The sequence below is a fragment of the Halomonas sp. YLB-10 genome (assembly GCF_003856855.1).
GTDB lineage: Bacteria > Pseudomonadota > Gammaproteobacteria > Pseudomonadales > Halomonadaceae > Halomonas > Halomonas litopenaei.
Genome location: NZ_RRCU01000002.1, coordinates 340,728 through 363,984 on the forward strand (window position 1 = coordinate 340,728; position 23,257 = coordinate 363,984).

The following is a 23,257-nucleotide window of genomic DNA, read 5'->3' on the forward strand; positions in this document are numbered from 1 at the left end:
CCCTCGGACCGGCCCAGGGGCTCTGCTATGCTGCTCGTTTTACCCATCAAGGACGACCGGTGCCCCTACGCGACCTCCTCCTCGGCCTCCTGGTCATCGCCATCTGGGCGTTGAATATCATCGTCATCAAGCTTGGCGTGTCAGACATGCCGCCCTTGCTCCTGACTACCCTGCGCCTGGCACTGGTGGCCGCGCTGCTGGTGCCCTTTCATCCGGTGGCGCGCCATCAGCTGCCCTTCCTGGCACTGCTGTCGGTGACCTTCGGGGTGATGAACTTCGCCCTGCTGATCATCGGGCTCGGCCAGGCCGAGGCGGGTACCGGTGCCTTGCTGGTGCAGATGGGTACGCCCTTCGCCACCCTGCTGGCGGTGATCTTTCTCAGGGAGCGGCTCGGCGCAAAACGCCTGGTGGGACTGTTGCTGTCGTTCGGTGGCATCGGCGTGCTGGCCGGAGGGCCGACCCTGCCGGCGCCGCTGCCTACCGCACTGCTGCTGGCCAGCGCCCTGGGCTGGGCGGTATCCCAGCTATTGATCAAGCTCGGGCCCAAGGTCTCGCCGATGGCGATGGCCGGCTGGATCGCGCTGTTCGCCACCCCACAGCTGGCGCTGGCCTCCTGGTGGTTCGAGGACAACCACTGGCAGGCGCTGCAGGATGCTGGCCTTGCGGGATGGGGGGCGGTGCTCTACACCGCCCTGATGTCCTCGATCCTGGCCTACGGCATCTGGTTTGGCTTGATCCGGCGCCACGACGTCAACCGGGTGGTACCGCTGACGCTGCTGGTGCCGGTGCTGGCGGTGATCCTCGGCATCGTGCTGCTGGGTGACAGCGTCAACGCCTACAAGCTGGGCGGTGGTGGCATGGTGGTCGCCGGGGTGGCGCTGATCGTCATCCGCTTCGGGCCTCGTCGTGCTCCCGCCACCCCGCCGGTACCCACCGCCCCCAGCAAGGACCCCTAGCCGCTGCAGCTCTCGCTGCTGCCCGGCCAGCTGACACAGTCGCCGGGACCGACGCCCAGCGCCTCGAACGTCCCGGCCTTGACCTCCAGGGCAGCGTGGTAGCGCGACGCCGGGCGGGTGGTCGGACATTCCTGGGCCTCGCCCTGGCAGGGCTCCATGCGACGAATCTCCTGGATGCGTCCGTCGGCACCGATAAAGGCGATATCCAGCGCCAGCAGGGTCTGATACATCCAGAAGCCGTTATGCACCCCCTGGGGACTGGCGTAGAGAAACAGCATGCCGGCGTCATCGGCCAGTCGCTCGCGCCCCATCAGCCCACGGTTGCGCTCCGCCGCCTCGTCGGCCACCTCGACCGTCAGACGACTCGGCCCCTGGGATCCATGGACCACCAGGGTTACCTCTTCCCTGTCGGCGGCGGCAAAGGCCGACGTCGCCAGAAAGGGAGTAGAAAACGCCACCGGCGCGAGCGCCAGGGAGCTGAGGAATCGACGGCGAGTCAGGGTCATGGAGGCCTCTCAGTCAGGATGGTCATCGGCAGGCAAGGCAGGCAGCTTATCCGCTTGCATCAGGTGGATGCCAGCAGCCAGCAACGAGACATTGACCCAGGCACCCTGCTCGAGTCCATTGCGCCTGGCGGCGTGGGTCGAGATATCAAAGCGCAGGGGCTGGCTTTCGTGAGGCACCCTCAGGGTCACGGAACTCTGTCCGCCCAGCACCAGCAGCTCGTCTACCCGCGCGGTGACCAGGTTTTCCCGCACCCCGCGGGAGGGCCGGTCGCGGCGCTGCAGCACGATATCGGATTCCGGCAGGTACCAGGTCACCCTGGCTCCCTCGCCGAGTCCCTCGAGGCCTGCGGCCACCTCAAGACACCACTCGCCCCAGCCAAGGCGCAGTCCCTGGGCGGTATCGACCACTCGCCCGCTGAAGATGTTCGGCCGGTCCAGCAGGCGCGCCACCTCGGGACTGTCGGGGCGCCGGAACAGCTCGCTCGGGGTGCCCTGCTGCAGGGTCCGGCCGCCATGCAGCACGCACAGGCGATCGGCCAGGGCGCTGGCCTCGTTGAGGTCGTGGGTGACCAGCACGATGGGGATATTGAGGCGTTCGCGCAACTGCACCAGCTCACGCTGAAGCCGACGGCGCGTCACCTGGTCCACCGCCGAGAAGGGTTCGTCGAGCAGCAGCACCTGTGGCTCCCTGGCCAGCGCCCTGGCCAAGGCCACCCGCTGACGCTGGCCGCCGGACAGCTCTCGCGGCAGGCGCCGCTCCAGCCCTTCGAGGTTGACTCGCTCTAGCCAGTGCGCGGCTCGCAGGCGACGTTCACGCCGCGGCAGGTGGCCCAGGGCGGTGGCGATATTGTCGGCGGCGTCGAGATGAGGAAACAGCGCATAGTCCTGAAACACCAGCCCCACCCTGCGCCGCTGCGGCGACCACACGACCCCCTGTTCGGCGTCAAACCACCGCTCACCGCCACAGTGCACCGTCCCCGAGGCGGGAGCATAGAGCCCCGCGATGGCGCGCAGCAGGGTCGACTTGCCGCTGCCCGAAGGTCCGACCAGCGCCAGCAACTCCCCGGGACGGCAGGCGAACTGCGCCTCGAGCGGGATCGGCCCGGGCTGGGCCAGGTCGACGTCGAGTCCCGTATGGACATCCTGGTGATGGTGCATGCTCAACGCCCCCGCCAGCGGCGGCGCGCCGCCAGCCCGTAGACCACCGCAATGGTCACGAAGGAGACCACCAGCAGCAGCGCTGACATCACCCCGGCGGCCCCCTCGTCGAAGGCCTGGACGTGGTCGTAGATGGAAATCGCCAGGGTGCGGGTCTCGCCATCGATGGCCCCGCCGACCATCAGGATGACGCCGAACTCCCCCAGGGTGTGGGCAAAGGTCAACGCCAGCGCCGAGATGACGCCAGGCATCACCAGCGGCAATTCGATGGTCATAAAAGTGCGCCAGGTCGATAGCCCACTGCACCAGGCGGCCTCACGCAGGTGGTCCGGCAAGGCCTCGAAGGCACGCTGGATCGGCTGTACCGCGAAGGGGATGTTGACCACCAGCGAGGCCAGCAGGATGCCGCTGAAGGAGAAATTCAGGCTGGTGCCGGTCAGCGCCTGCCAGGCGCCGCCCAGCGGGGCGTCGGCACTGAAGGCGAGCATCAGGTAGAAGCCCATGACGGTGGGCGGCATCACCAGCGGCAGTGCCACCAGGGATTCCGCCAGCGGCCGCCAGCGTGACCGGCTGTGGGCCAGGCGCCGCCCTAGCCAGATACCCGGTGCCAACAACAAGAGACTGGTCAGCAAGGCCAGCTTGAGCGAGACGACCAGCGCCAGAGCGTCCATAAAGCGGCTACTCGCCGGTCACGGGCGCAGTGAAACCATAATCCCGCAGAATCTCCTGCGCCTCGGGCGTCTGCAAGAAGTCAAAGAAGGCCTCGGCGCCGGCGCCCGCCCCTTCGAGCAGCACCATGCGCTGTACCAGGGGTCGATGCCAGTCTGCGGGGATCAGCCGCCAGGCAGCGCGCTCGGCCAGGCGTGGCGCCTTGACCAGGGAATAGGCGACCAGGCCACCGGAGGCCTCGGCGGACAGCGCGAACTGGGCGGCCTGGGCGACGTTTTCACCCAACAGTTGCAGGGGTTCACTTGCCTGCCACAGCCCTTGGCGCTCGAGCACCTCGCGGGCGGCCATGCCATAAGGGGCGTGGCGCGGGTTGGCCAGGGCGATACGCCGCGCAGGGCCTCCCTGCTCAAGCCCTGCGACCGCCTCGCGCACCGCCTCAAGCGGTGCGTCCTGCGGCGGTAGCGGTCGGCCGTCACGCTGCAGCCAGACCAGCCGGCCCTGGGCATAGTCGACGCCCTCGCCCTGGGTAAGCTCGGCCTGCTCGAGGTCCCGGGCGCGGCGCTCGTCCGCCGACAGAAACAACGCGAAGGGCGCCCCCTGTTCGATCTGGCGCTGAAGATTGCCCGAGGCGCCGAAGGTGACGCTGAGGTCGATGTCGCCATCCTTGCTGGCGTCGCTGTCGCTCGTCTTGAAGCGCTCGATCAAGGAGGGCATCGCGAGCTGTAGCGAAGACGCCGCCGCGACGTGAACCCGGTCGGCCACGGCGGACATCGGTGCAAGTCCGAGAGACAGTCCAAGGAGAAGGATCGACAAGGGAAAACGCATGATCAACACGGCTCGCGGCGGCAATCAGGAAGAAAGGAGTCTCGCCTCAACCCTCGCCGCCCAGGATCGACTTGAGGTCGATACGGCTGTCCCGTGGTCCCAGGTCGAGAAGGCCCATCAGGCTGTCGAGGTGATGCTCGATGTCGTTGCGACTGGCTGCGGCGTCGCCACTGCGCAGGTGCTCGAGCAGACGGTGGTGATCGCCCTCGAGATAGCAGCTACCGAGCCCCTGGCGCTTGTACAGCGCGATGACGATCGAGGTGCGCAGGATCAGGTCGGTGAGCATGGTGCCCAGCACCCGGTTGGGAGAATGCTCCGCCAGCAGGTGGTGGATCGCCAGGGAATGTTCGATGCGTGAAGGCTCATCATTGGCGAGAAAGGCCTGACGCTCACGGTCGGCACGATCCTCGATCTGCAGCAGTACCGTCGATGGCAGCGTGCCGGCGGTCAGCGCCGCCAGCTCACCTTCCACCAGACGCCGGGCGGCAAAGGTCTGGCGGGTTTCGTCGACGTCCGGTGAGCGCACCCGCGCCACCTGATTGGGACGCTGGTCGACCACGTACTCGGAGGCCAGACGCGTCAGCGCCTTGCGCACCACCGAACGACTCACGCCGAACACCTCGCCCAGCGTCACCTCGGGCAGTCGAGTGCCCGGCGGCAGCCGCTGGGCCAACACGGCTCGGCGAACCTGGCGTACGATATCCCCATCGCTGATGCGTCCCCCGGCCTTGATCTCGGCCAGCACCTCTTGCTGCCAGGCGTTGCTCATTGCTGCCTACCCATCATCTTGGAAAGCTTGACCTTCTCACGTTTTCTGCCATTGCACCACATTCGGCGCATCATATGTATACACCAGTGGTGGCACCCCACAACGACCGCGCCCGATCCATTGGATCGGGCGCGGAACCTGTGCATCGGGCTGAGTGAAGGTTCAGCCAGCGACGTGACCGTCGTTGACGTCCAGGATCTTCAGGGTATTGGTGCCGCCGTGGGCGTTCATGTGGTCGCCGCGGGTCAGGATGACGTGGTCCCCCGGCACGGCCACGCCGTGGTTGACCAGACGCTCCAGGGCGCGGTCGTTGAGCTCGGAGGCGGACATTTCGCTGGTGTCGAAGGGCAGCGAGATGACCCCGCGATACAGCGCCATGCGCCGCTGGGCGATGGGGTTGTGGGCCAGCCCGACGATCGGCAGGCCCGAGCGGATGCGCGAGGCGATCAGCGGCGTATAACCGGTGGAGGTCATGCAGGCGATGGCGGCCACCCCCTCCAGATGGTTGGCGGCGTACATCGCCGACAGCGCGATGGTCTCGTCGATGCGCTCGAAGCCTTCGTGGATGCGGTGCCCGGACTCCTGGGCGATACGCTCGCGCTCGGCGCCCAGACAGACGCGATCCATGGCTTCGATGGTTTCCACCGGGTAGTCGCCGGCGGCGGTCTCGGCCGACAGCATCACCGCGTCGGTAGCGTCCAGCACCGCGTTGGCCACGTCGAACACCTCGGCCCGGGTGGGCAGCGGCGACTCGATCATCGACTCCATCATCTGGGTGGCGGTGATCACCGCGCGGTTATGGCTGCGGGCATGCTTGATGATGCGCTTCTGGGTACCGATCAGCTTCTCGTCACCGATCTCGACGCCCAGGTCACCACGCGCCACCATCACCGCCTCACTGGCCTCGATGATGCCATCCAGGGTCTCATCGGAGGCCACCGCCTCGGCGCGCTCGAGCTTGGCGACCAGGCCGATCTCGGCACCGGCCTCGCCCAGCAGGCGACGCGCCTCCAGCATGTCCTCGGCGGTACGCGGAAAGGACACGGCCAGATAGTCGACGCCGATATCGATGGCGGTCTTGAGGTCTTCCTTGTCCTTGTCGGTCAGTGCCGGCGCCGACAGGCCACCGCCCTGCTTGTTGATGCCCTTGTTGTTGGACAGCTTGCCGCCGACCACCACACGGGTATGGATCTGGCTGCCGTCGACGCGGTCCACGTCCAGCACCACGCGGCCGTCGTCCAGCAACAGACGGTCGCCACCGGCCACGTCGTCGGCCAGTTCCTTGTAGTCGCAGCCGACCCGAGTGGCGTCGCCGGCCTGGGAATCCATCGACACATCGATGACGAAGTCAGCGCCTTCTTCCAGATTGACCGCCCCCTCGGCGAAGCGGGCGATGCGGATCTTGGGTCCCTGAAGATCCCCCAGCGCGGCCACACTGCGACCGAGTCGATCGGCGATGGTCCGGACCTCGTTCAGGCGGCGGCGATGGTCGTCGGCGCTGCCATGGGAAAAATTGAGGCGAACCACGTCGACGCCGGCACGCAGCATCTCCTCCAGGACCCCTTCACGATCACTGGCGGGCCCGAGGGTGGCAACGATCTTGGTACGACGTACGGGGGTATGCGGGAGTTGGCTCATGCTGTCCTCGACTGGTTCGAAAATGACGCAAGCAGGATAGGTGGAAGCCACTTCGATGGCATCCAGATCCGAATCCTGTAATTTTACTACAAAATGATCGCTGTAGCGACCACCACTAAAGGCCAAGATGCTGGTGCCGCCACCTATACAATGCGCCAAGGTTAGGCGCAACCTGATGATAGACAAGGATCATCACGGAATTCGAGCACGCCAATTCCAGCGCAGGAAAATTTGATCGCGGCCTGTAATTAAACTACAAAACTTTCGTGATAGCGGGGCTCGCCAGCAGTGATACCTGTTCAAGGCTGCCTTGCTCAAGAGGCTATCGCAATCCCTCTTTCCGTCGATACGACAGAGATGCCCAGGACGAAAGGCAGAGAGGGCTCAGGTCAGCATCGCCTGGCATCAAGCGTCGCCTGTCAGCAAAAAGAGCTCACCGATGGGAAAAATGGGGGGGGCCCATCGGCGAGCAAGGATCGCCTGCGCGATCCCGACGAGTGACGACCTCACACCCGCCGTTCAGGGAGCAGTCATCTCCCTGCCCGGCCCCCGGACCTTGCCGGCCCGAGGGCTCGAACCCGTCTACTGCCCGATTTCGTGATCGGCCAGGGCCTCGAGGGCACGCACGATACCGGCGTGATCCCAGTCGCTGCCACCCAGGGCGGCACAGGACTGAAACAGTTGCTGAGCGTTGGCGGTACCCGGCAGCGCCAGATTGAGCCCTCGTGCTCCTTCCAGTGCCAGATTGAGATCCTTCTGATGCAGGCGAATACGGAAGCCAGGATCGAAGGTCCGCTGGATCATCCGCTCGCCGTGCACGTCGAGGATCTTCGACTGGGCCAGACCACCCAGCAGCGACTCACGCACCTTGGCCACGTCGGCACCTGCCTTGGAGGCGAACAGCAATCCCTCGGACACCGCCTCGATGGTCAACGCCACCACGATCTGGTTGGCCACCTTGCAGGTCTGCCCGGCCCCGTGACCGCCGATATGCGTGATGGTCTTGCCCATCACCTCCAACAGCGGCAAGGCACGCTTGAAGCCTTCCTCGGTGGCGCCCACCATGATCGTCAGGGCGGCATTGATGGCGCCCCCCTCGCCGCCGGATACCGGCGCGTCGACGTACTCGCCTCCGGCCTCGTGAATACGACGGGCAAATTCCTGGGTCGCCAGGGGCGCGATCGAGCTCATGTCGATCACCAGAGTGCCGGGCTTGAGCCCTTCGATCACGCCGTCTTCGCCGAACAGCACGTCTTCGACATCCGGGGTGTCGGGGACCATGGTGATGATCACCTCGCTGGCCTCGGCCACGGCCCTGGGGCTTGCGACCTCACTGAGCCCCTTTTCCGCCAGGGTCGCGTCGAGCTTGCCGCGCTTGACGCTGACCAGCTCATGCCCGGCATCCAGCAGATGTCCCGCCATGGGACGCCCCATGATGCCCAATCCGATAAAACCGATCTTGCTCATTGTGATTCTCCTTGCCTGATATTTCAGGGGGTTACGAATATCGGGATCACGCCCTGGCCTGGTCGAACCAGCCCAGGCCTTCCTGGGTGGTCGTGGCCGGCTTGTACTCGCAGCCGATCCAGCCCTGATAGCCGATCCGGTCGAGGTGGGCGAACAGGAAGGGATAGTGGATCTCGCCACTGCCCGGCTCGTGACGTCCGGGGTTGTCCGCCAGCTGCACGTGGGCGATGCGTGCGAGATGACGCTCCATCGTCGGCGCCAGATCCCCTTCCATGATCTGCATGTGATAGATGTCGTACTGCAGCTTCAGATTGTCGCTGCCCACCTCATCGAACAGCGCCAGCGCCTGTTCGGTGCGATGGAGAAAGAAGCCCGGGATGTCACGGGTATTGATCGGCTCGGCCAGCAGCACGATACCGGCGTCGGCCAGGCGTTCGGCGGCGTAGCGCAGGTTGTCGACCAGCGTACGGTGAGCCTCGTCCTGACTGACGCCCTGGGGCACGATGCCGGCCAGACAGTTGACCTGACCGCAGCCCAGGGCGGTGGCGTACTCAATCGCGGTGTCGACGCCGGCACGAAACTCTTCGACGCGATCCGGGTGGCAGGCGATACCGCGCTCTCCGGCGGCCCAGTCGCCGGCCGGCAGGTTGTGCAGCACCTGGGTCAGGCCATGGGCGTCGAGCCGCGCCTTGATCTCCTCGGCGGGATGGTCATAGGGAAAGAGGTACTCGACACCCTGGAAGCCGGCCTTGGCGGCGGCCTCGAAGCGATCGAGAAAGTCCACTTCGGTGAACAGCATGCTCAGGTTGGCGGCAAACTTGGCCATGAAAATCTCCTGTTGCGCGTAAGACACTTCGTCGATCGACGACCGCCAGACCACGGCGGCCGTCGCTCTCAGTTAGAGCTGAATCAGGTCAGAGCAGCGATGGAACTCGGTGCATCCTCGAGGTTCTCGGCCAGCGCCTCGAACTCGTTGATACCGGTCAGGTCGGTGCCCATGGCGATATTGGTGACCCGCTCGAGGATGACCTCGACCACTACCGGTACCCGGTGCTGGCGGGCCATCTCGCGGGCCTGCTCCAGCGCCGGCGCAATGTCATCGGGCCGGCTGACCCTGAGCGCCTTGCAGCCCAGTCCCTCCACCACCGACACATGGTCGACGCCGTAGCCGTCGATCTCCTCGCAGTTGATGTTCTCGAAGGCGAGCTGCACGCAGTAGTCCATGTCGAAGCCGCGCTGGGCCTGGCGAATCAGGCCGAGATAGGCGTTGTTCACCAGCACGTGGACGTAGGGCAGTTTGAACTGGGCGCCCACCGCCAGCTCCTCGATCATGAACTGGAAGTCATAGTCTCCCGACAGCGCCACCACCTCGGCCTCGGGATCCGCCCGGCAGACACCGAGGGCGGCAGGAATGGTCCAGCCCAGGGGGCCAGCCTGACCGCAGTTGATCCAGTGGCGTGGCCGATAGACGTGCAGGAACTGGGCACCGGCGATCTGTGACAGGCCAATGGTGCTGATGTAGCGGGCGTTGCGGCCGAAGACCTTGTTCATCTCCTCGTAGACCCGCTGGGGCTTCACCGGCACATCGTCGAAGTGGGTCTTGCGCAGCATGGTGCGCTTGCGCTCCTGACAGGACTCGGCCCAGCCGCTGCGATCCTTGAGCCGCCCCTGTTCACGCCACTCGCGGGCCACCTCGACCATCGTCTCGAGCGCCGCCTTGGCGTCGGAAACGATACCGTAGTCGGGGCCGAAGATACGCCCGATCTGGGTCGGCTCGATATCGATATGCACGAAGGTGCGGCCTTCGGTGTAGGTCTCGAGATTGCCGGTGTGACGGTTGGCCCAGCGGTTGCCGATCCCCATCACGAAGTCCGACTCGAGCAGTGTCGCGTTGCCGTAGCGGTGGGAGGTCTGAAGCCCCACCATGCCCGCCATCAGCGGGTGATCGTCCGGCACCGCGCCCCAGCCCATCAGGGTCGGAATCACCGGCACTCCGAGCAGCTCGGCCAGGGTCTGAAGCTCGCCGGCGGCGTCGGCGTTGATGATGCCTCCTCCCGCCACCAGCAAGGGGCGCTCTGCCTCATTGAGCATACCCAGGGCCTTTTCGCACTGGGCACGGCTGGCCCGCGGCTTGTAGGCCGCCAGGGGCTCATAGGCGTCTACATCGAACTCGATCTCGGTCAACTGGACGTCGATGGGCAGATCGATCAGCACCGGCCCCGGACGCGAGGAACGCATGATCTGGAAGGCCTGCTGGAAGGCGTGCGGCACCTGGGCCGCCTCCCGCACGGTGATCGCCCACTTGGTCACGGGCCCGGCGATGGCCTGGATATCCACCGCCTGGAAGTCTTCCTTGTGCAGCTTGCTGACCGGGGCCTGACCGGTGATGCAGAGGATCGGTATGGAGTCGGCGCTGGCGGAGTAGAGCCCGGTGATCATGTCGGTCCCGGCAGGCCCGGAGGTGCCGATGCAGACCCCGATATTGCCGGCCTTGGTGCGGGTATAGCCTTCAGCCATGTGGGAGGCGCCCTCGACATGGCGCGCCAGCACATGGTCGATCCCGCCGACGCGTCGCATCGACGAATAGAAGGGGTTGATCGCGGCCCCGGGCACGCCGAAGGCCACCTCGATACCTTCCTTGATGAGTACGTGAACAGCGGCGTCGGCAGCAGTCATGCGAGTCATGATGCATCTCCTGAGTTATCTATTACTGTATACATTTTTGCACTGCAACATTATACGGAAATGATTTTTTGGAATTTCTTTCCATTATTTCTAGCAGCCAGACAAGCACCCCGCAAACAATTTTGGAAATTTTTTCCATCAAGCTGTTGACGTCAGCAAACTTGCATCGGCAAGTCCCTGAAACAACGAGTGATCGGTGAGATGTGCCGTAGCGGGCGTCGCCCATCGGGGAGAATCGCGCGACAACTGGCGGTCGCGCGGACAAAGAAAGGTTCGAAAGCACGGCGCCGTGCTTTCGAACCAGAGAAAACGTCAAGACAAGAGTGAGCGGAACAGCAACACTCACCCGCACAGCAACGGGCTATACTCGATAAACTGTGCGGTCTAAAGCACGACAGGCCGCCGGATTGGCGGGCACCCGCCCTATTCGCCTCTGATGACCAGAAGGGAAGGCAACCTTGCCCAGCGGTTCACGGTGCGCCAGCCAATGACGCTCTTGCTCTTGCTCTTGCCCCTGCCCCGCTCTCCTGCGCGCAAGCGTCACCGGGCGCTCGAGATCGACTGCCACGGTGATCGACACGATGGCCAACTTTCGCGATATCGATGAGCGCTTGTCCAGCCTGTCGGCGCATCGCACCCTGCTGGCCATTCGCAACGCCTATCTGTCGATCCTGCCCTACGTCATCGTGATGGCAGCGGTGACCGTGGCCGCCAATCTGTTTCACTTCGCTGGCATCGACACCGGCATCGCCGTCTATGTCAGCCACCTGGCACGCTATCTCGGAGAGCTGTTTCCCGAAGTGATCCTGCTGTCGTTGAGCTGGTCACTGAACAGCCACAACCGTATCCGAGCGCCGGCCGTCATGCTGGTGTCGCTGCCGGTGTTCTGGATCCTGTGTGGCTGGGACCAGCTCTACGCCGAAGTCGGCCAGCAGACCCGCAGCCTGGGGTCGACCATCGCCATCTACCCCGCGATCCTGCTGACCCACACCACCTTCAAGCTGTTCGCCCGGGAGAACACCCGGAGCCATCCCCAGCGAGTGGTCATGAGCCAGATGATCACCTTCAACCTGCGCTACGTGCTGCCTGGCGTGATCGCGGTAATGCTGGCCATCGTGCTGCGCTTTGTCTTCGTCGCCCTCGCCGATCGCTACGCCCAGGACATCTATGCGCTGCTGGTCGACCGTATTCCCTATCACCTGGAGGTCATCCTGTTCGTGATGTTTCTGCAGGTGCTGTCGCTGTTCGCCATCCACGGCTACGCCACCATGCTGGGGGTGTTCGAATACCTGCAGAACAAGAGCGACGTGCTGGGGCTGCCTTCGCCGGAATTCTTCACCCTCTACGCCACCCCGGGTGGGGCGGGCTCGGTGTTGTGCCTGATGCTGGTGATGCTGGTGGTGAGTTCGCGCCGGGAGTACAAGTCGCTGGCGCGCATCTCCGCCCCGCTGACCTTGTTCAACATCAGCGAGACTCTGGTCTTTGGCATACCGCTGGTGTTCAACCTGCGTATGGCCTGGGCCTTTATCTCGGTGCCGACGATCAATGCCAGCCTGGCCTACGCCGCCATGTCCATGGGCTGGGTGGCGCCGCCACCCAACAGCGTCCACTGGGCGGTGCCTTATCTGATCTCGAGCTACCTGGCCTTCGACGGCGTCTACCTGCCATCGATGCTGCTGCAACTGACCTGTATCGGCTGCGGGGTGCTGATATACAGCGTGGCGTGGCGCCGCTATGTCCACCGCGAGCGCTCCAGCAAGGATGAATACCCGGTCTTTCCCTCGCGCAATGCAAGCGACTCGGCGTTTGGCGATGACGCCCTGGATATCGTGCTGATGGAAGAGAACGTCAGCCGCTGGAGTCGTATCAAGCAGGCAGACCGAACCCTGAAATGGCTGAACGAAGGCCAGCTCGAACTGGTTTTCCAGCCCATCGTCGACGTCAGGACTCACCGCATCAAGCACATCGAGGCCCTGCTGCGCTATCGCGATGCCCAGGGCCTGCTGCATCCCCCGCAGTTTCTGGACGTGCTGCGCCACCACCCCGGCGTCATGGAAGGCATCGAATGCTGGGTGATAAGGACTGCCGCTCACCATGTGCGGCAGTGGAATGAGGCGGGGTTTTCCAAGCGTCTGTTCATCAACGTGACGCCGCTGTTCTTTTCCAGCGGCAACGTCCGGCGATGCTTCTTCAATGCGCTCAACGATTGCCCGATCAACTCGCTGGGCATCGAGATCACCGAACAGGCCCTGCTCGAGGACCTTCCCCGAACGCTTTCCGATATCAAGCTGTTTCAATCCATGGACGTCCAGTTCGCACTGGATGACTTCGGCAGCGGATACTCCTCCTTCAACTACCTGAGCCAGCTTGGCGTGGACTTCATCAAGCTGGACAAGACGCTGATCGACAATATCCACCTGCCCCGCCAGGCCAGTGTCGTCGAATCGGTGTACCAGTTGTGCCGGCACTTGAGCCTGCAGGTCATCTGTGAGGGCGTGGACAAGGACGCCAAGGAGGCTCGCCTCGAGCGGATCGGCGTCACCCTGATGCAGGGCTTCCTGCTCTACCGCCCGATGGAGGCCCCCGCGCTGGAAACCCTGCTGCGCCAGGAGCAGCACGCAGCAGGTTCCCTATAAGGGGCGAGAGGGGGGCGGGGTCAGGGGCCTCGATCGAGCTCGCTTTCCGGGTCGAGGCCCTGGTCGCTCAGTCCAGCGTCGGCAGCTTCATGTGCCGATTGACGTCCTTGTACAGCAGGTAGCGGAACGGACCGGGACCACCGGCGTAGCATGCCTGCGGGCAGAAGGCGCGCAGCCACATGTAGTCTCCCGCCTCGACCTCGACCCACTGCTGGTTGAGGTGGTACACCGCCTTGCCCTCGAGCACATAGAGGCCGTGCTCCATGACATGGGTCTCGTCGAAGGGAATCACTCCGCCGGGCTGGAAGGTCACCACCGTCACATGCATATCGTGACGCATGTCGTCGGGATCGACGAAGCGGGTGGTCGCCCACACCTCGTTGCAATCCGGCATCACCGTCGGCGCGATATCGTTCTCGTTGGTGACGATGGGCTCGGGAAGATCGATACCGTCGACGCGTTCGTAGGCCTTGCGTATCCAGTGGAAACGCACGGCTTCCTTGCTGCGATTGTGCACCTGCCAGTCGCTGCCGGGAGGGATAAAGGCGTAGCCGCCGGGCACCATCACGTGCACCTGGCCCGCCAGGGTCAGCTCAAGCTCACCCTCGACAACAAACAGCACGCCTTCCGCCTGAGGGTTGGGCTCCGGACGTTCACTGCCGCCCTCCGGGCCGACTTCCATGATGTACTGAGAGAAGGTTTCGGCGAAGCCCGACAGCGGCCGTGACAGCACCCACAGCCGGGTGTTGTGCCAATGGGGCAGCTTGCTGGTGACGATGTCCCGATAGACGCCCTTGGGGATCACCGCGAAGGCTTCGGTGAACATCGCCCTGTCGGTGGTCATCACCTTCTGGTCCGGATGCCCACCGCGGGGCGCATAGTAGTGTCGTGTCGGTTGGGAAGCGCTCATTGAAAAATCCTTGTTGTTGGCCCATATGCCATGCAGCTGTATCGCTAAGCCGTGTCTTTCGCCCGGTCGACGGGGCTCGTCACTCACCCAGGGTGACGCGAATCTCGAGGGGGTATTCATCGCAATTGTTGCCGTCACCACCGCGATCGACGACGAGAAACTCGCCTTCACGCTCCAGCACGGACTGGATGGCGTGCCAGGTACCGGCGCGGTAGTTGACGCCCTGGCGGCCGTCGGTGACGAAGGCACGGACCTCGGCAGGGTCGATGCTATCGCCGGCCGGAGCCACCACGATGATGAAGCGTTCCTCATGCAGCGGCATGAAGGCCTGGCTGCCGAGAGGATGGCGCTCCAGAAAGGACAGCGTCAGCGGCAACTCGATGGGCTGGCTGACGAACAGGCTGATCATCGGCCGCGCGTTGTCGCCCAGGGTCTCGATCGGCACCAGATCATGGTGGCGCTGGGTGCGACCAGCATTGATCGGAAAGGAGGCGGAGTTGCGCGCGTCGATGACCTCGCCAAAGGGGGCGAAGGCCTCCGCCGTCAGGGGATGTGCGGTCAATTCGAGCATGGTATTTCCTGAAGTACGGGCGAGAAAGGGCTCCCCGAGGCGGTCGACACTCGGGGAGATCAGGGCGATGGCTTGCGTCAGCCGATCGGCGCCGGCGTCGGCGCGGGAAACTGCTCCGCCCAGTGGCGGGCAATATCGATCCGCCGGGTAACCCAGACCCGATCGTGGGCCTCGATATGGTCGAGAAAGCGCTGCAAGGCGCGAAAACGTCCCGGACGGCCAATCAAGCGGCAGTGCAGGCCCACCGACAGCATCTTGGGAGAGTCCTCGCCCTCGGCGTAGAGCACATCGAAGGCATCACGCAGATAGGTGAAGAAGTGATCGGCAGTGTTGAAGCCCTGGGGCGCGGCGAAGCGCATGTCATTGCTGTCCAGGGTATAGGGCACCACCAGATGCGGATGGTGCTGGCCCTGGCTGTCGGCCTCGCAGGTCCAGAACGGCAGGTCGTCGCCGTAGTAGTCGCTGTCGTAGAGGAAACCGCCTTCATCGAGTATCAGCCGCCGCGTGTTGGGGCTGTCGCGGCCGGTGTACCAACCCTGAGGACGCTCGCCGTAGAGCCGCTCGAAGATCTCGATGGCCTTGCGCATGTGCTCCCGCTCGACCTTCTCCGAGACCTGCTGGTAGTGGATCCAGCGATAGCCATGACAGGCGATCTCGTGCCCCAGCTCCTTGAAGGCGTGGGCCAGTTCAGGGTGGCGTTCCAGCGCCATGGCGACTCCGAATACCGTCAACGGCAGCCCCCGCCGCTCGAATTCCCGCAGCACTCGCCAGACCCCGGCACGGGAGCCGTACTCGTAGATCGACTCCATGCTCAGATGGCGATCGGGATAGCTGTCGGCACCGATGATCTCGGACAGAAACTGCTCGGAGCCCGCATCACCATGGAGTACACAGTTCTCGCCGCCCTCTTCGTAGTTGAGCACGAACTGCACGGCGATCCTGGCCTTGCCTGGCCAGTTGGCATGGGGAGGCGTGCGACCATAGCCGATCAGATCACGCGGATAGGATGTTGTTGTCATGGGTAGCTTCTCCTGAAAGTCGGGCGATGGCCGGGGCCACCACTGCCGTGCGAGCGTGCAAGTACATAGGCGACAGAGCAAGGTGGCGTACCTGCGGTCCCGGGCGCCTGCGGTTGAATGGTCAGCTGAAACACGGTTTCTGGAACCTGGTGCTCGGGTCGTGGTGGCAGGCACACGGGACCAGGCGCTTTTAGCCAGACACATGAGCAACGACGCCTGGAGCTCCCTGAACAGCGCGCTTCAGCCGATCGTTTCAACGAGGCACTTCCGCTGAACGCTACCCTCCGGGCGCAGCATTTGCGCCTGTCTTCGCGCGCCGTGCGTGACGTCACCGCACGCCATTATGTATACAAACTAAAAATAGACTGTACTCACTTTCTTGGCAACACCTTCATCGATCCCCTACCAGGGGAAAAAGGCACATCGTACTTCGCCGCAGAACTCGCCGCGAAGCAACGCCCACGCCCTCCCCTCACTGCCCATACCGTTCATGACGACAGGCCGCATGAAGTCCATGCACGAAGAACTGTATACAACAATAACCATTATATTGTACTGACTATATCGATAACCCAGTATTCACTTACAGTTCACACTCCTCATGATCGTGACCCTCGCACCACAAAAATACTCAATACACTGTTTTTTAAGGCGTTTCCCCGCCAACCGCGTTCGACCAATTCAGCCCTTGATGCGTATCCGATATCGATCTATTTTGTGTACAAAGACATTGATTCCTCGTCCACGAAGGATACAGGCATGCATCTCCACCTGATCAACCCCAACACCACCGCCGGCATGACCGAGACGATTCGCCTCGCCGGCAGTGCCATCGCCGCGCCAGGCACGCGCATCACCGCCTCCCAGCCGGTCAGTGGCCCGGTTTCCATCGAGGGCCATTTCGATGAGGCGATCAGCGCCGTGGGCGTGGTCGAGGAGGTCCTGCGCATGGACAGGAAAGCCCAGGTCGATGCCTACGTGGTGGCCTGCTTCGGCGACCCGGGCTTGTTGGCGGCGCGAGAAGCCACCCGTGCACCGGTGATCGGCATCGCCGAAGCGGCCTTCCATATGGCCAGCCTGATCAGCACGCGCTTCTCGGTGGTGACCACCCTGGGACGCACCGTGATCATCGCCGAGCACCTGCTCGACCAGTACGGTTTCCGTCACCAGTGTCGCCGAGTGCGTGCCGCCGAGATCCCGGTGCTGGACCTTGAAGACGATAGCGACTGCGCGCTCGACAAGATCATCGAGGAGAGCCGTCGTGCCAGGGACGAGGACGGCATCGGCGCCATCGTGCTGGGCTGCGGCGGCATGGCCGATCTGACCGAAACCATCAGCCGCGAGGTGGGCCTGCCGGTGGTGGAAGGGGTGACGGCGGCGGTGAAGCTGAGCGAGGCACTGGTAGGGCTGGGCCTTGGCACCTGCAAGACCGGTGACCTCGCCTTTCCCCGACCCAAGGCTTTCAGTGGCACCTTCCAGCATCTGTCCCATCTGGATCTGGAGACCACCGGCCGCTGACCCCTTCCCTCTGCCCCCTGACCGCATGACAAGGCTTGACCCATAACAATCCACAACGAGCGAGGTCCAAGATGACCACTTCCACTTCCCGGCCAGGCGAGCCCCAGGGCGTCGCCGAGGCCACCACCAAGAGCGTCGGCGACGAATCGCTGGCTCCCCAGAAGACCCGTATCATGGGGCGCACCTCCTACCTGCTGGCCTGGTTCGGTGGCTGCGTCTCGATCGGCACCTTCACCATGGGCTCCAGCGTGGTCGGCACCCTCAACCTGATCCAGGCCACGGTGGCCATCGCCATCGGCTGTTTCGTCATCGGCATCGCCCTGGCCATCAATGGCGCCGCGGGCTACAAGTACGGCATTCCCTTCATGGTCCAGGCGCGCAGCGCCTTCGGTTTCCAGGGCACTCGTCTGCCAGGACTGGTCAGGGCGGTGCCGGCCATCGTCTGGTACGGCTTTCAGAGCTGGATCGGAGCGGGCGCCCTGAACCTGGTGTCGGCCACCCTGTTCGGCTACGACAATCTGATCGTGTTCTTCATCGGCTTTCAGTTTCTGCAGATCGGCCTGTCGGTGCTCGGCTTCCAGGGCATCAAGTGGCTGGAGAACGTGGGTAGCGCCTTCATCCTGGCCTCGCTGGTCTATATGTTCTACAGCACCGTGGTCCGCTACGGCGATGCCCTGTCGGCCAACCTGTTGACCATGGAAGGCTCCTGGGGGCTGCCTTTCTGGGGTGCCACCATGCTGTTTCTGGGCATCTACTCGACCATGATGCTCAATGTCAGCGACTACTCCCGCGAGCACGTCAAGGGCACCGGGCCGGGTCTGTTGACCACCATCTACGCCATGTCGATCCTGCCGTGCACGCTGTTCATGGGGTTGATCGGCTACATGGTGTCCGAGGCCACCGGCGTGGCCGACCCGATCAAGGTCTTCGCCAACGCCGTGGACAACACTCCGCTGCTGATGACGACCCTGCTGTTCATCGCCTTCGCCCAGGTCACCACCAACGTGCTCAACAACGTGGTGCCGCCCACCTACGTGCTGATGGACACCTTCAAGATGAGCTTCCGCAAGGCGACGGTGGTCGTCGGCCTGCTGGCCTTCGCGACCTTTCCCTGGGAGCTGGTCAAGGACGAGTCTGCCGCCGGCCTGCAGGTGTTCGTGCAGACCTACTCCTCCTTCCTCGGCCCGATCTTCGCGGTGCTGGTGGTGGACTACTACCTGATTCGCCGCCGCACCCTGGATCTGGACAAGCTGTACGACGAGAACGGGCCTTACCGAGGCGTCAATCTGGCCGCCTTCATCGCCACCGCGGTGGGTGTCGTCGCCGCCTTCAGCATGCCCACAGTGTCCTGGTACGCAAGCCTGATCCCTGCGGGCCTCACCTACCTGCTGCTGATGCGCTACTGGAAGGGCTGCCAGCGCTTTACTCAGTGAACAAGGCGAGGCCCCGCCCCCAGTTGGTCGGGCGCCTCGCACTCGTCGAATTCCGAGGACAACAAGATGACACTCTCTCTTCCTTCCCTGCTCCAGGCTGTCGCCATTCCCGGGCTCGCCCTGATGATGGCCGTTGCGCCGATGGCCAGCGCCGAAAAACCAGCATCGGCACCCCTGAGCACCATCGTGCTCATCAACCCCAACTCCAGCGATACCGCCACCCAAGCCATGGCAGCGTTGGCCGAGCGGGAAGCCCAGGGAAAGGCGAGGGTCGTCGGGGTCAGCAATACCTCGGCGCCTCGCCTCTTGACCACCCCCGAGGATATGGTCGCGGCGAGCCAAGGCGTAGTCGAACTGGGCCGCCAGGCCGCCGAGGACCCATCCACCGGCGCCATTATCGTTTCGGCCTTCAGCGATCCCGGACTTGATCAACTGCGCGAAGCCGTCGACATTCCAGTATTCGGCATCGGCGAAGAGGTCTTCCACGAGGCAGCGCGCGATGGCCGCCCCTTCGGTATCGCCACCATCACCCCTGACCCGGCACTGATCGAGTCCTTTGCCGCCAAGGCCGAGGCTCTGGGCTATCAGGATCAGTACAGAGGCACCCGCGTCACCCCCGGCGATCCGGTTGCTTTGCTCGACTCGCCGCAGGCACTCGATACCGCCCTGGCTGACGCCATCGAGGCCTCGGTCGACGAAGACGGCGCCGAAGCCGTGATCATGGGCGGGGGGCCCTTGTCAGATGCCGCCATTCGCCTTCAGGACAGTACCGAAGTGCCCTTGGTGATAGCCGTCAGTGCGGCGGCCAGGGCGGCGGTCGCGGCCCTGGGCCGCGACTGAGCGAGTCCTTTGCATCAATAGTCACGACGGCTGAAACAACAACAGAAACAAGAAAGAGACACCTTTATGTCCCATGACGATCTAAGCCTCGATACCTCCCGGGTCGATCCGGACCTGTACAACGAGGACCTGGCCCCGCTGCCCCACGCTCGGCGCAACTGGGGCGCCTTCGAGATCTTCAACGTCTGGTCCAATGACATCCAGAGCCTGTTCGGCTACACCCTGGCCGCGTCGCTGTTTCTGTCCTACAACCTGAGCGGCTGGGCGGTGATGGCGGCGATCATCCTGGCCGGGGTGATCGTGATGTTTCTGGTCAATCTGACCGGTGCCCCCAGCGTGCGCTACGGCATCCCCTTCCCGGTCATGGTGCGGGCGAGCCTGGGCGTGCGCGGCTCCAACCTGCCGGCGCTGTTGCGCGCCCTGGTCGGGATCTTCTGGTACGGCGTGCAGACCTACTTCGCCTCCACCGCCGTCACCCTGATGATCACCGCCCTGATCGGTACCGACGGCGGGGCCGGCATGCTCGGTCTGTCACCGGTCGCCTGGCTGTCCTTCGTGCTGGTGTGGCTGTTTCAGATCGCGATCTTCTGGTCGGGGATCGAGCGTATCAAGCACTTCCTCAACTGGGCGGGGCCGCTGGTCTACGTGGTCATGGTAGCGCTGATGGTGGTGGTCTGGTGGCAGGCCGGCAGCGAGCTGCTGCCGGCGGTGGGCACCATCTTCTCGGCCAGCGGGGAAGGCGGTGGTGGCATCGGCGCCTTCGCTGCCGTGGTCGGTACCATGGTGGCCTACTTCGCCGCCGTGGTGATCAACTTCGGCGACTTCACCCGCTTCGTCAGAACCGAACGTCAGATGAAGCTTGGCAACCTGCTGGGGCTTCCCCTCAACGTCGCCTTCTTCTCCTTTATCGCGCTGATCATCACCGCCGGTACCCTGGTGCTGTTCGGCGAGGCCCTGACCAACCCCACCGATATCGTCGAACGGGTCGACGCCTTGCCGTTGACGCTGCTGGCGGCGGTCACCTTCTTCGCCGCCACCGTCGGCATCAACCTGGTGGCCAACTTCATTCCCCCGGCCTACGACCTGGCCAACCTCTTTCCCCGGGTGATCAGCTTCAAGGTCGGCGGCCTGATCACCGCCTGCGTGGCCTTTTTCGTCGGCGCGCTGTGGGTCTCGGTGATCAGCCAGATCGGCGTGCCCGGCTTCGTCAACGCCGTGGGTGCCATCGTCGCTCCGTTCTACGGCATCATCGTGGTCGACTTCTACCTGATCAAGGGCCGCCGACTCGACGTCCAGGCGCTGTTCTCGTCCCGTGAAGGCGACGCCTACACCTACACCAACGGCTGGAACCTGCGCGCCGTGGTGGCCTTTGCGCTGGCCGCGATCTTTTCGCTGGCGACGGTAGTGGTGCCGGCCCTGCAAGGACTGGCCGGCTTCGGCTGGATGATGGGGGCAGCACTCGGTGGCGCCATCTACTACGCGCTGATGCGCCAGCACAAGCAGGTGGTGACGGCCTGATGGGAGCCAAGACGGCAGACCATCACTGGCCCTGCTGAGCCGCCGTCGTACTGCCAGTCCGTACGACTAAGCCACAGCACTACAGGGCCGCACTACAGGGCCGCACTACAGGGCCGCACTACAGGGCCGCACTACAGGGCCGCAGCTAGCCTACCGTCGTCAGGCGGTAGGCTAGCTGCGAAAGGTGGGTACGAAAAGTCTTTCAAGTCTCGCGCCATCACCTACACCTTCACCCTATTTGCGCGCAAAACAGCGCAAAAAACGCGATAGAGTATAGTGCTCCATCACATTGCAACAAATCCGTAAAGCGCCCCCTCCATCGTCGTCCTCTTCCCGCCGTCCATCTTCTTCAGGCCGGCCCAACATGAGGACATCCAATGACAACACCCAGTCATTCCGTATCGACATCGTCGGGATTCAGGCCTTCCGGCCTCAGCCTGGCCTTCGCCGTGCTGCTGTTTGCCACCGTCGGCTACTTTCTGTTCTGGGGGTCTGGCTACACTCAGGGCCATTTTCCCCTGGTCTTTGGACTGGCCACCCTGTTCGGGGTGTTCATGGCCTTCAATATTGGTGGCAATGATGTCGCCAACTCCTTCGGCACCAGCGTCGGCGCCGGCACCCTTACCATCAAGCAGGCACTGCTGGTGGCAGCAGTGTTCGAGGTCAGCGGTGCGGTGATCGCCGGCGGCCAGGTCACCGACACCATTCGCAAGGGTATCGTCGACCTATCCGGCTTTACTGTCGCGCCGATGGACTTCGTCTACATCATGATGTCGGCCTTGATCGCCGCCGCCCTGTGGCTGCTGTTCGCCAGCAAGAAAGGCTATCCGGTCTCCACCACCCACTCGATCATCGGCGCCATCGTCGGCTCCTCGCTGGTACTCGGCGCCTTGACTCCGGGCGTCCACAGCATGGAACTGGTGCAGTGGGACCAGATCTGGCAGATCGCGGTGTCCTGGGTGCTGTCGCCGGTACTGGGCGGTCTGGTCTCCTACGCCCTGTTCGGGCTGATCAAGAAGCACATCCTCAGCTACAACGACGAAGCCGAGAATCGCCTCAAGGAGATAAAGCGCCAGAAGTACGAGAACGACCGCCGCCACAAGGAGGCCTTCGAGCGACTCTCGGAAATCCAGAAGATCTCCTATACCCACGCCATGACACGTGATGTCCAGGCTTACCACGACCAGGACTACGAAAGCGCCGAGTTCGAGTCGGACTACTTCAAGGAGCTTTCGCGCATCGAGAAGCAGCGCGAAGATGTCGACGCCCACCGAGCCCTGCAGAACTGGGTACCGATGGTGGCCGCCGGTGGTGCCATGATCATTTCCGCCATGCTTCTGTTCAAGGGCTTCAAGCACCTGGAACTGGGTCTGACCACCCTCAACAACTACATGATCATGGGCATGATCGGGGCCGTCGTGTGGATGGCAACCTTCATCTTTGCCAAGACCCTCAAGGGCAACTCGCTGTCACGTTCCACCTTCCTGATGTTCAGCTGGATGCAGGTTTTCACCGCCGCCGGCTTCGCCTTCAGTCATGGTTCCAACGACATCGCCAACGCCATCGGTCCCTTCGCGGCCATCCTCGACGTACTGCGTAATGGTGCCATCGGCAGCGAGGCGGCGATTCCTCCGGTAGCCATGATCACCTTCGGGGTAGCGCTGATCGTCGGGCTCTGGTTTATCGGCAAGGAGGTGATCCAGACGGTGGGCCACAACCTGACGGCCATGCATCCGGCCTCGGGATTCGCCGCCGAACTGGCGGCTGCCGGAGTCGTCATGCTTGCCACGATCATGGGTCTTCCGGTCTCCAGTACGCACATTCTGATCGGCGCGGTGCTGGGGATTGGTCTGGTCAACCACCAGACCAACTGGACCCTGATGAAGCCGATCGGCCTTGCCTGGATCATTACGCTGCCGGCAGCAGGGGCCATCAGTGCGGTGTCCTTCGTGACGTTGCGCACAATCTTTGGCTAGGACTAGGGCTTGTCTGAAAAGTGCCTGCGCTCGGTAATACGGCGTTAAAAAATCGGATCAAATTGCTCATTTACACCCCGTAAACTGCGCTTTCTCACCGATTTTTGCCTTGTCTAACCTTCGCTCGTCGACTTTTCGGACAGCGCCTAGCCCTGGGTAAGGC

19 protein-coding genes are annotated in these 23,257 nt (G+C 63.6%); 7 read left to right on the plus strand and 12 right to left on the minus strand.

All coding sequences use genetic code 11. The features are described 5' to 3' along the window. The first annotated feature begins 59 nt into the window (after positions 1-59). Positions 60-956 (plus strand): DMT family transporter, encoded by an 897-nt coding sequence (locus EBB56_RS05425; RefSeq protein WP_045994091.1) that lies wholly within the window; start codon positions 60-62, stop codon positions 954-956. On the opposite strand, the gene EBB56_RS05430 is transcribed toward EBB56_RS05425, so the two are convergent. From EBB56_RS05430 to gcl, 9 genes are all read right to left on the minus strand, one after another. Beyond that, on the minus strand, positions 953-1,462 hold the full coding sequence (locus EBB56_RS05430; protein WP_045994092.1) for a DUF192 domain-containing protein: 510 nt from the start codon (positions 1,460-1,462) through the stop codon (positions 953-955). The genes EBB56_RS05425 and EBB56_RS05430 overlap by 4 nt on opposite strands. A 9-nt stretch (positions 1,463-1,471) precedes the next feature. Next, positions 1,472-2,620, minus strand: coding sequence for an ABC transporter ATP-binding protein (locus EBB56_RS05435; protein WP_108448254.1), 1,149 nt, complete (start codon positions 2,618-2,620; stop codon positions 1,472-1,474). 2 nt (positions 2,621-2,622) lie between these two features. Next, positions 2,623-3,291, minus strand: coding sequence for a molybdate ABC transporter permease subunit (gene modB / locus EBB56_RS05440; RefSeq protein ID WP_045994094.1), 669 nt, complete (start codon positions 3,289-3,291; stop codon positions 2,623-2,625). Between the two features lie 7 nt (positions 3,292-3,298). Continuing rightward, positions 3,299-4,060: a molybdate ABC transporter substrate-binding protein gene (gene modA, locus EBB56_RS05445; RefSeq protein ID WP_239452589.1), complete on the minus strand. Its 762-nt coding sequence runs from the start codon at positions 4,058-4,060 to the stop codon at positions 3,299-3,301. A gap of 100 nt (positions 4,061-4,160) precedes the next feature. After that, positions 4,161-4,883: a GntR family transcriptional regulator gene (locus EBB56_RS05450; protein ID WP_045994095.1), complete on the minus strand. Its 723-nt coding sequence runs from the start codon at positions 4,881-4,883 to the stop codon at positions 4,161-4,163. A gap of 162 nt (positions 4,884-5,045) precedes the next feature. Beyond that, on the minus strand, positions 5,046-6,521 hold the full coding sequence (pyk, locus tag EBB56_RS05455; protein WP_045994096.1) for a pyruvate kinase: 1,476 nt from the start codon (positions 6,519-6,521) through the stop codon (positions 5,046-5,048). Positions 6,522-7,103: 582 nt separating this feature from the next. Then, positions 7,104-8,015: a 2-hydroxy-3-oxopropionate reductase gene (locus EBB56_RS05460; protein ID WP_331281210.1), complete on the minus strand. Its 912-nt coding sequence runs from the start codon at positions 8,013-8,015 to the stop codon at positions 7,104-7,106. A 19-nt stretch (positions 8,016-8,034) separates the two neighbouring features. Next, complete coding sequence (hyi, locus tag EBB56_RS05465) at positions 8,035-8,814, minus strand: hydroxypyruvate isomerase (protein WP_045994098.1); 780 nt, start codon at positions 8,812-8,814, stop codon at positions 8,035-8,037. Positions 8,815-8,897: 83 nt separating this feature from the next. Continuing rightward, positions 8,898-10,673, minus strand: a complete 1,776-nt coding sequence (gcl, locus tag EBB56_RS05470; protein ID WP_045994099.1) for a glyoxylate carboligase — start codon at positions 10,671-10,673, stop codon at positions 8,898-8,900. A 581-nt stretch (positions 10,674-11,254) separates the two neighbouring features. Here gcl and EBB56_RS05475 point away from each other — a divergent pair. Further along, a complete protein-coding gene (locus tag EBB56_RS05475) occupies positions 11,255-13,309 on the plus strand; it encodes an EAL domain-containing protein (RefSeq protein ID WP_124803288.1) in 2,055 nt (684 codons plus the stop codon). A 67-nt stretch (positions 13,310-13,376) separates the two neighbouring features. Here the strand turns inward: EBB56_RS05475 and EBB56_RS05480 are convergent, their stop codons facing one another. The 3 genes from EBB56_RS05480 to puuE form a co-directional block, all read right to left on the minus strand. Beyond that, positions 13,377-14,219, minus strand: coding sequence for a bifunctional allantoicase/(S)-ureidoglycine aminohydrolase (locus EBB56_RS05480; RefSeq protein ID WP_045995186.1), 843 nt, complete (start codon positions 14,217-14,219; stop codon positions 13,377-13,379). 79 nt (positions 14,220-14,298) lie between these two features. Then, positions 14,299-14,790 (minus strand): ureidoglycolate lyase, encoded by a 492-nt coding sequence (locus EBB56_RS05485; protein WP_045995185.1) that lies wholly within the window; start codon positions 14,788-14,790, stop codon positions 14,299-14,301. 77 nt (positions 14,791-14,867) lie between these two features. After that, positions 14,868-15,809 (minus strand): allantoinase PuuE, encoded by a 942-nt coding sequence (puuE, locus tag EBB56_RS05490; RefSeq protein WP_045995184.1) that lies wholly within the window; start codon positions 15,807-15,809, stop codon positions 14,868-14,870. Positions 15,810-16,568: 759 nt separating this feature from the next. Here puuE and EBB56_RS05495 point away from each other — a divergent pair. The 5 genes from EBB56_RS05495 (at position 16,569) to EBB56_RS05515 (ending at position 23,094) form a co-directional block, all read left to right on the plus strand. After that, positions 16,569-17,327 carry an aspartate/glutamate racemase family protein gene (locus tag EBB56_RS05495; RefSeq protein WP_045995183.1) on the plus strand — a complete coding sequence of 253 codons (759 nt, stop codon included), beginning with the start codon at positions 16,569-16,571 and terminating at the stop codon, positions 17,325-17,327. A 71-nt stretch (positions 17,328-17,398) separates the two neighbouring features. Next, entirely contained in the window at positions 17,399-18,760 is a 1,362-nt protein-coding gene (locus EBB56_RS05500) for an NCS1 family transporter (protein ID WP_108132433.1), read from the plus strand. A 66-nt stretch (positions 18,761-18,826) separates the two neighbouring features. Then, a complete protein-coding gene (locus EBB56_RS05505) occupies positions 18,827-19,600 on the plus strand; it encodes an aspartate/glutamate racemase family protein (protein WP_221621150.1) in 774 nt (257 codons plus the stop codon). Positions 19,601-19,666: 66 nt separating this feature from the next. Continuing rightward, on the plus strand, positions 19,667-21,118 hold the full coding sequence (locus EBB56_RS05510; RefSeq protein WP_045995181.1) for an NCS1 family nucleobase:cation symporter-1: 1,452 nt from the start codon (positions 19,667-19,669) through the stop codon (positions 21,116-21,118). Positions 21,119-21,495: 377 nt separating this feature from the next. Then, positions 21,496-23,094, plus strand: coding sequence for an inorganic phosphate transporter (locus EBB56_RS05515; RefSeq protein WP_045995036.1), 1,599 nt, complete (start codon positions 21,496-21,498; stop codon positions 23,092-23,094). The last annotated feature ends 163 nt before the right edge of the window (positions 23,095-23,257 follow it).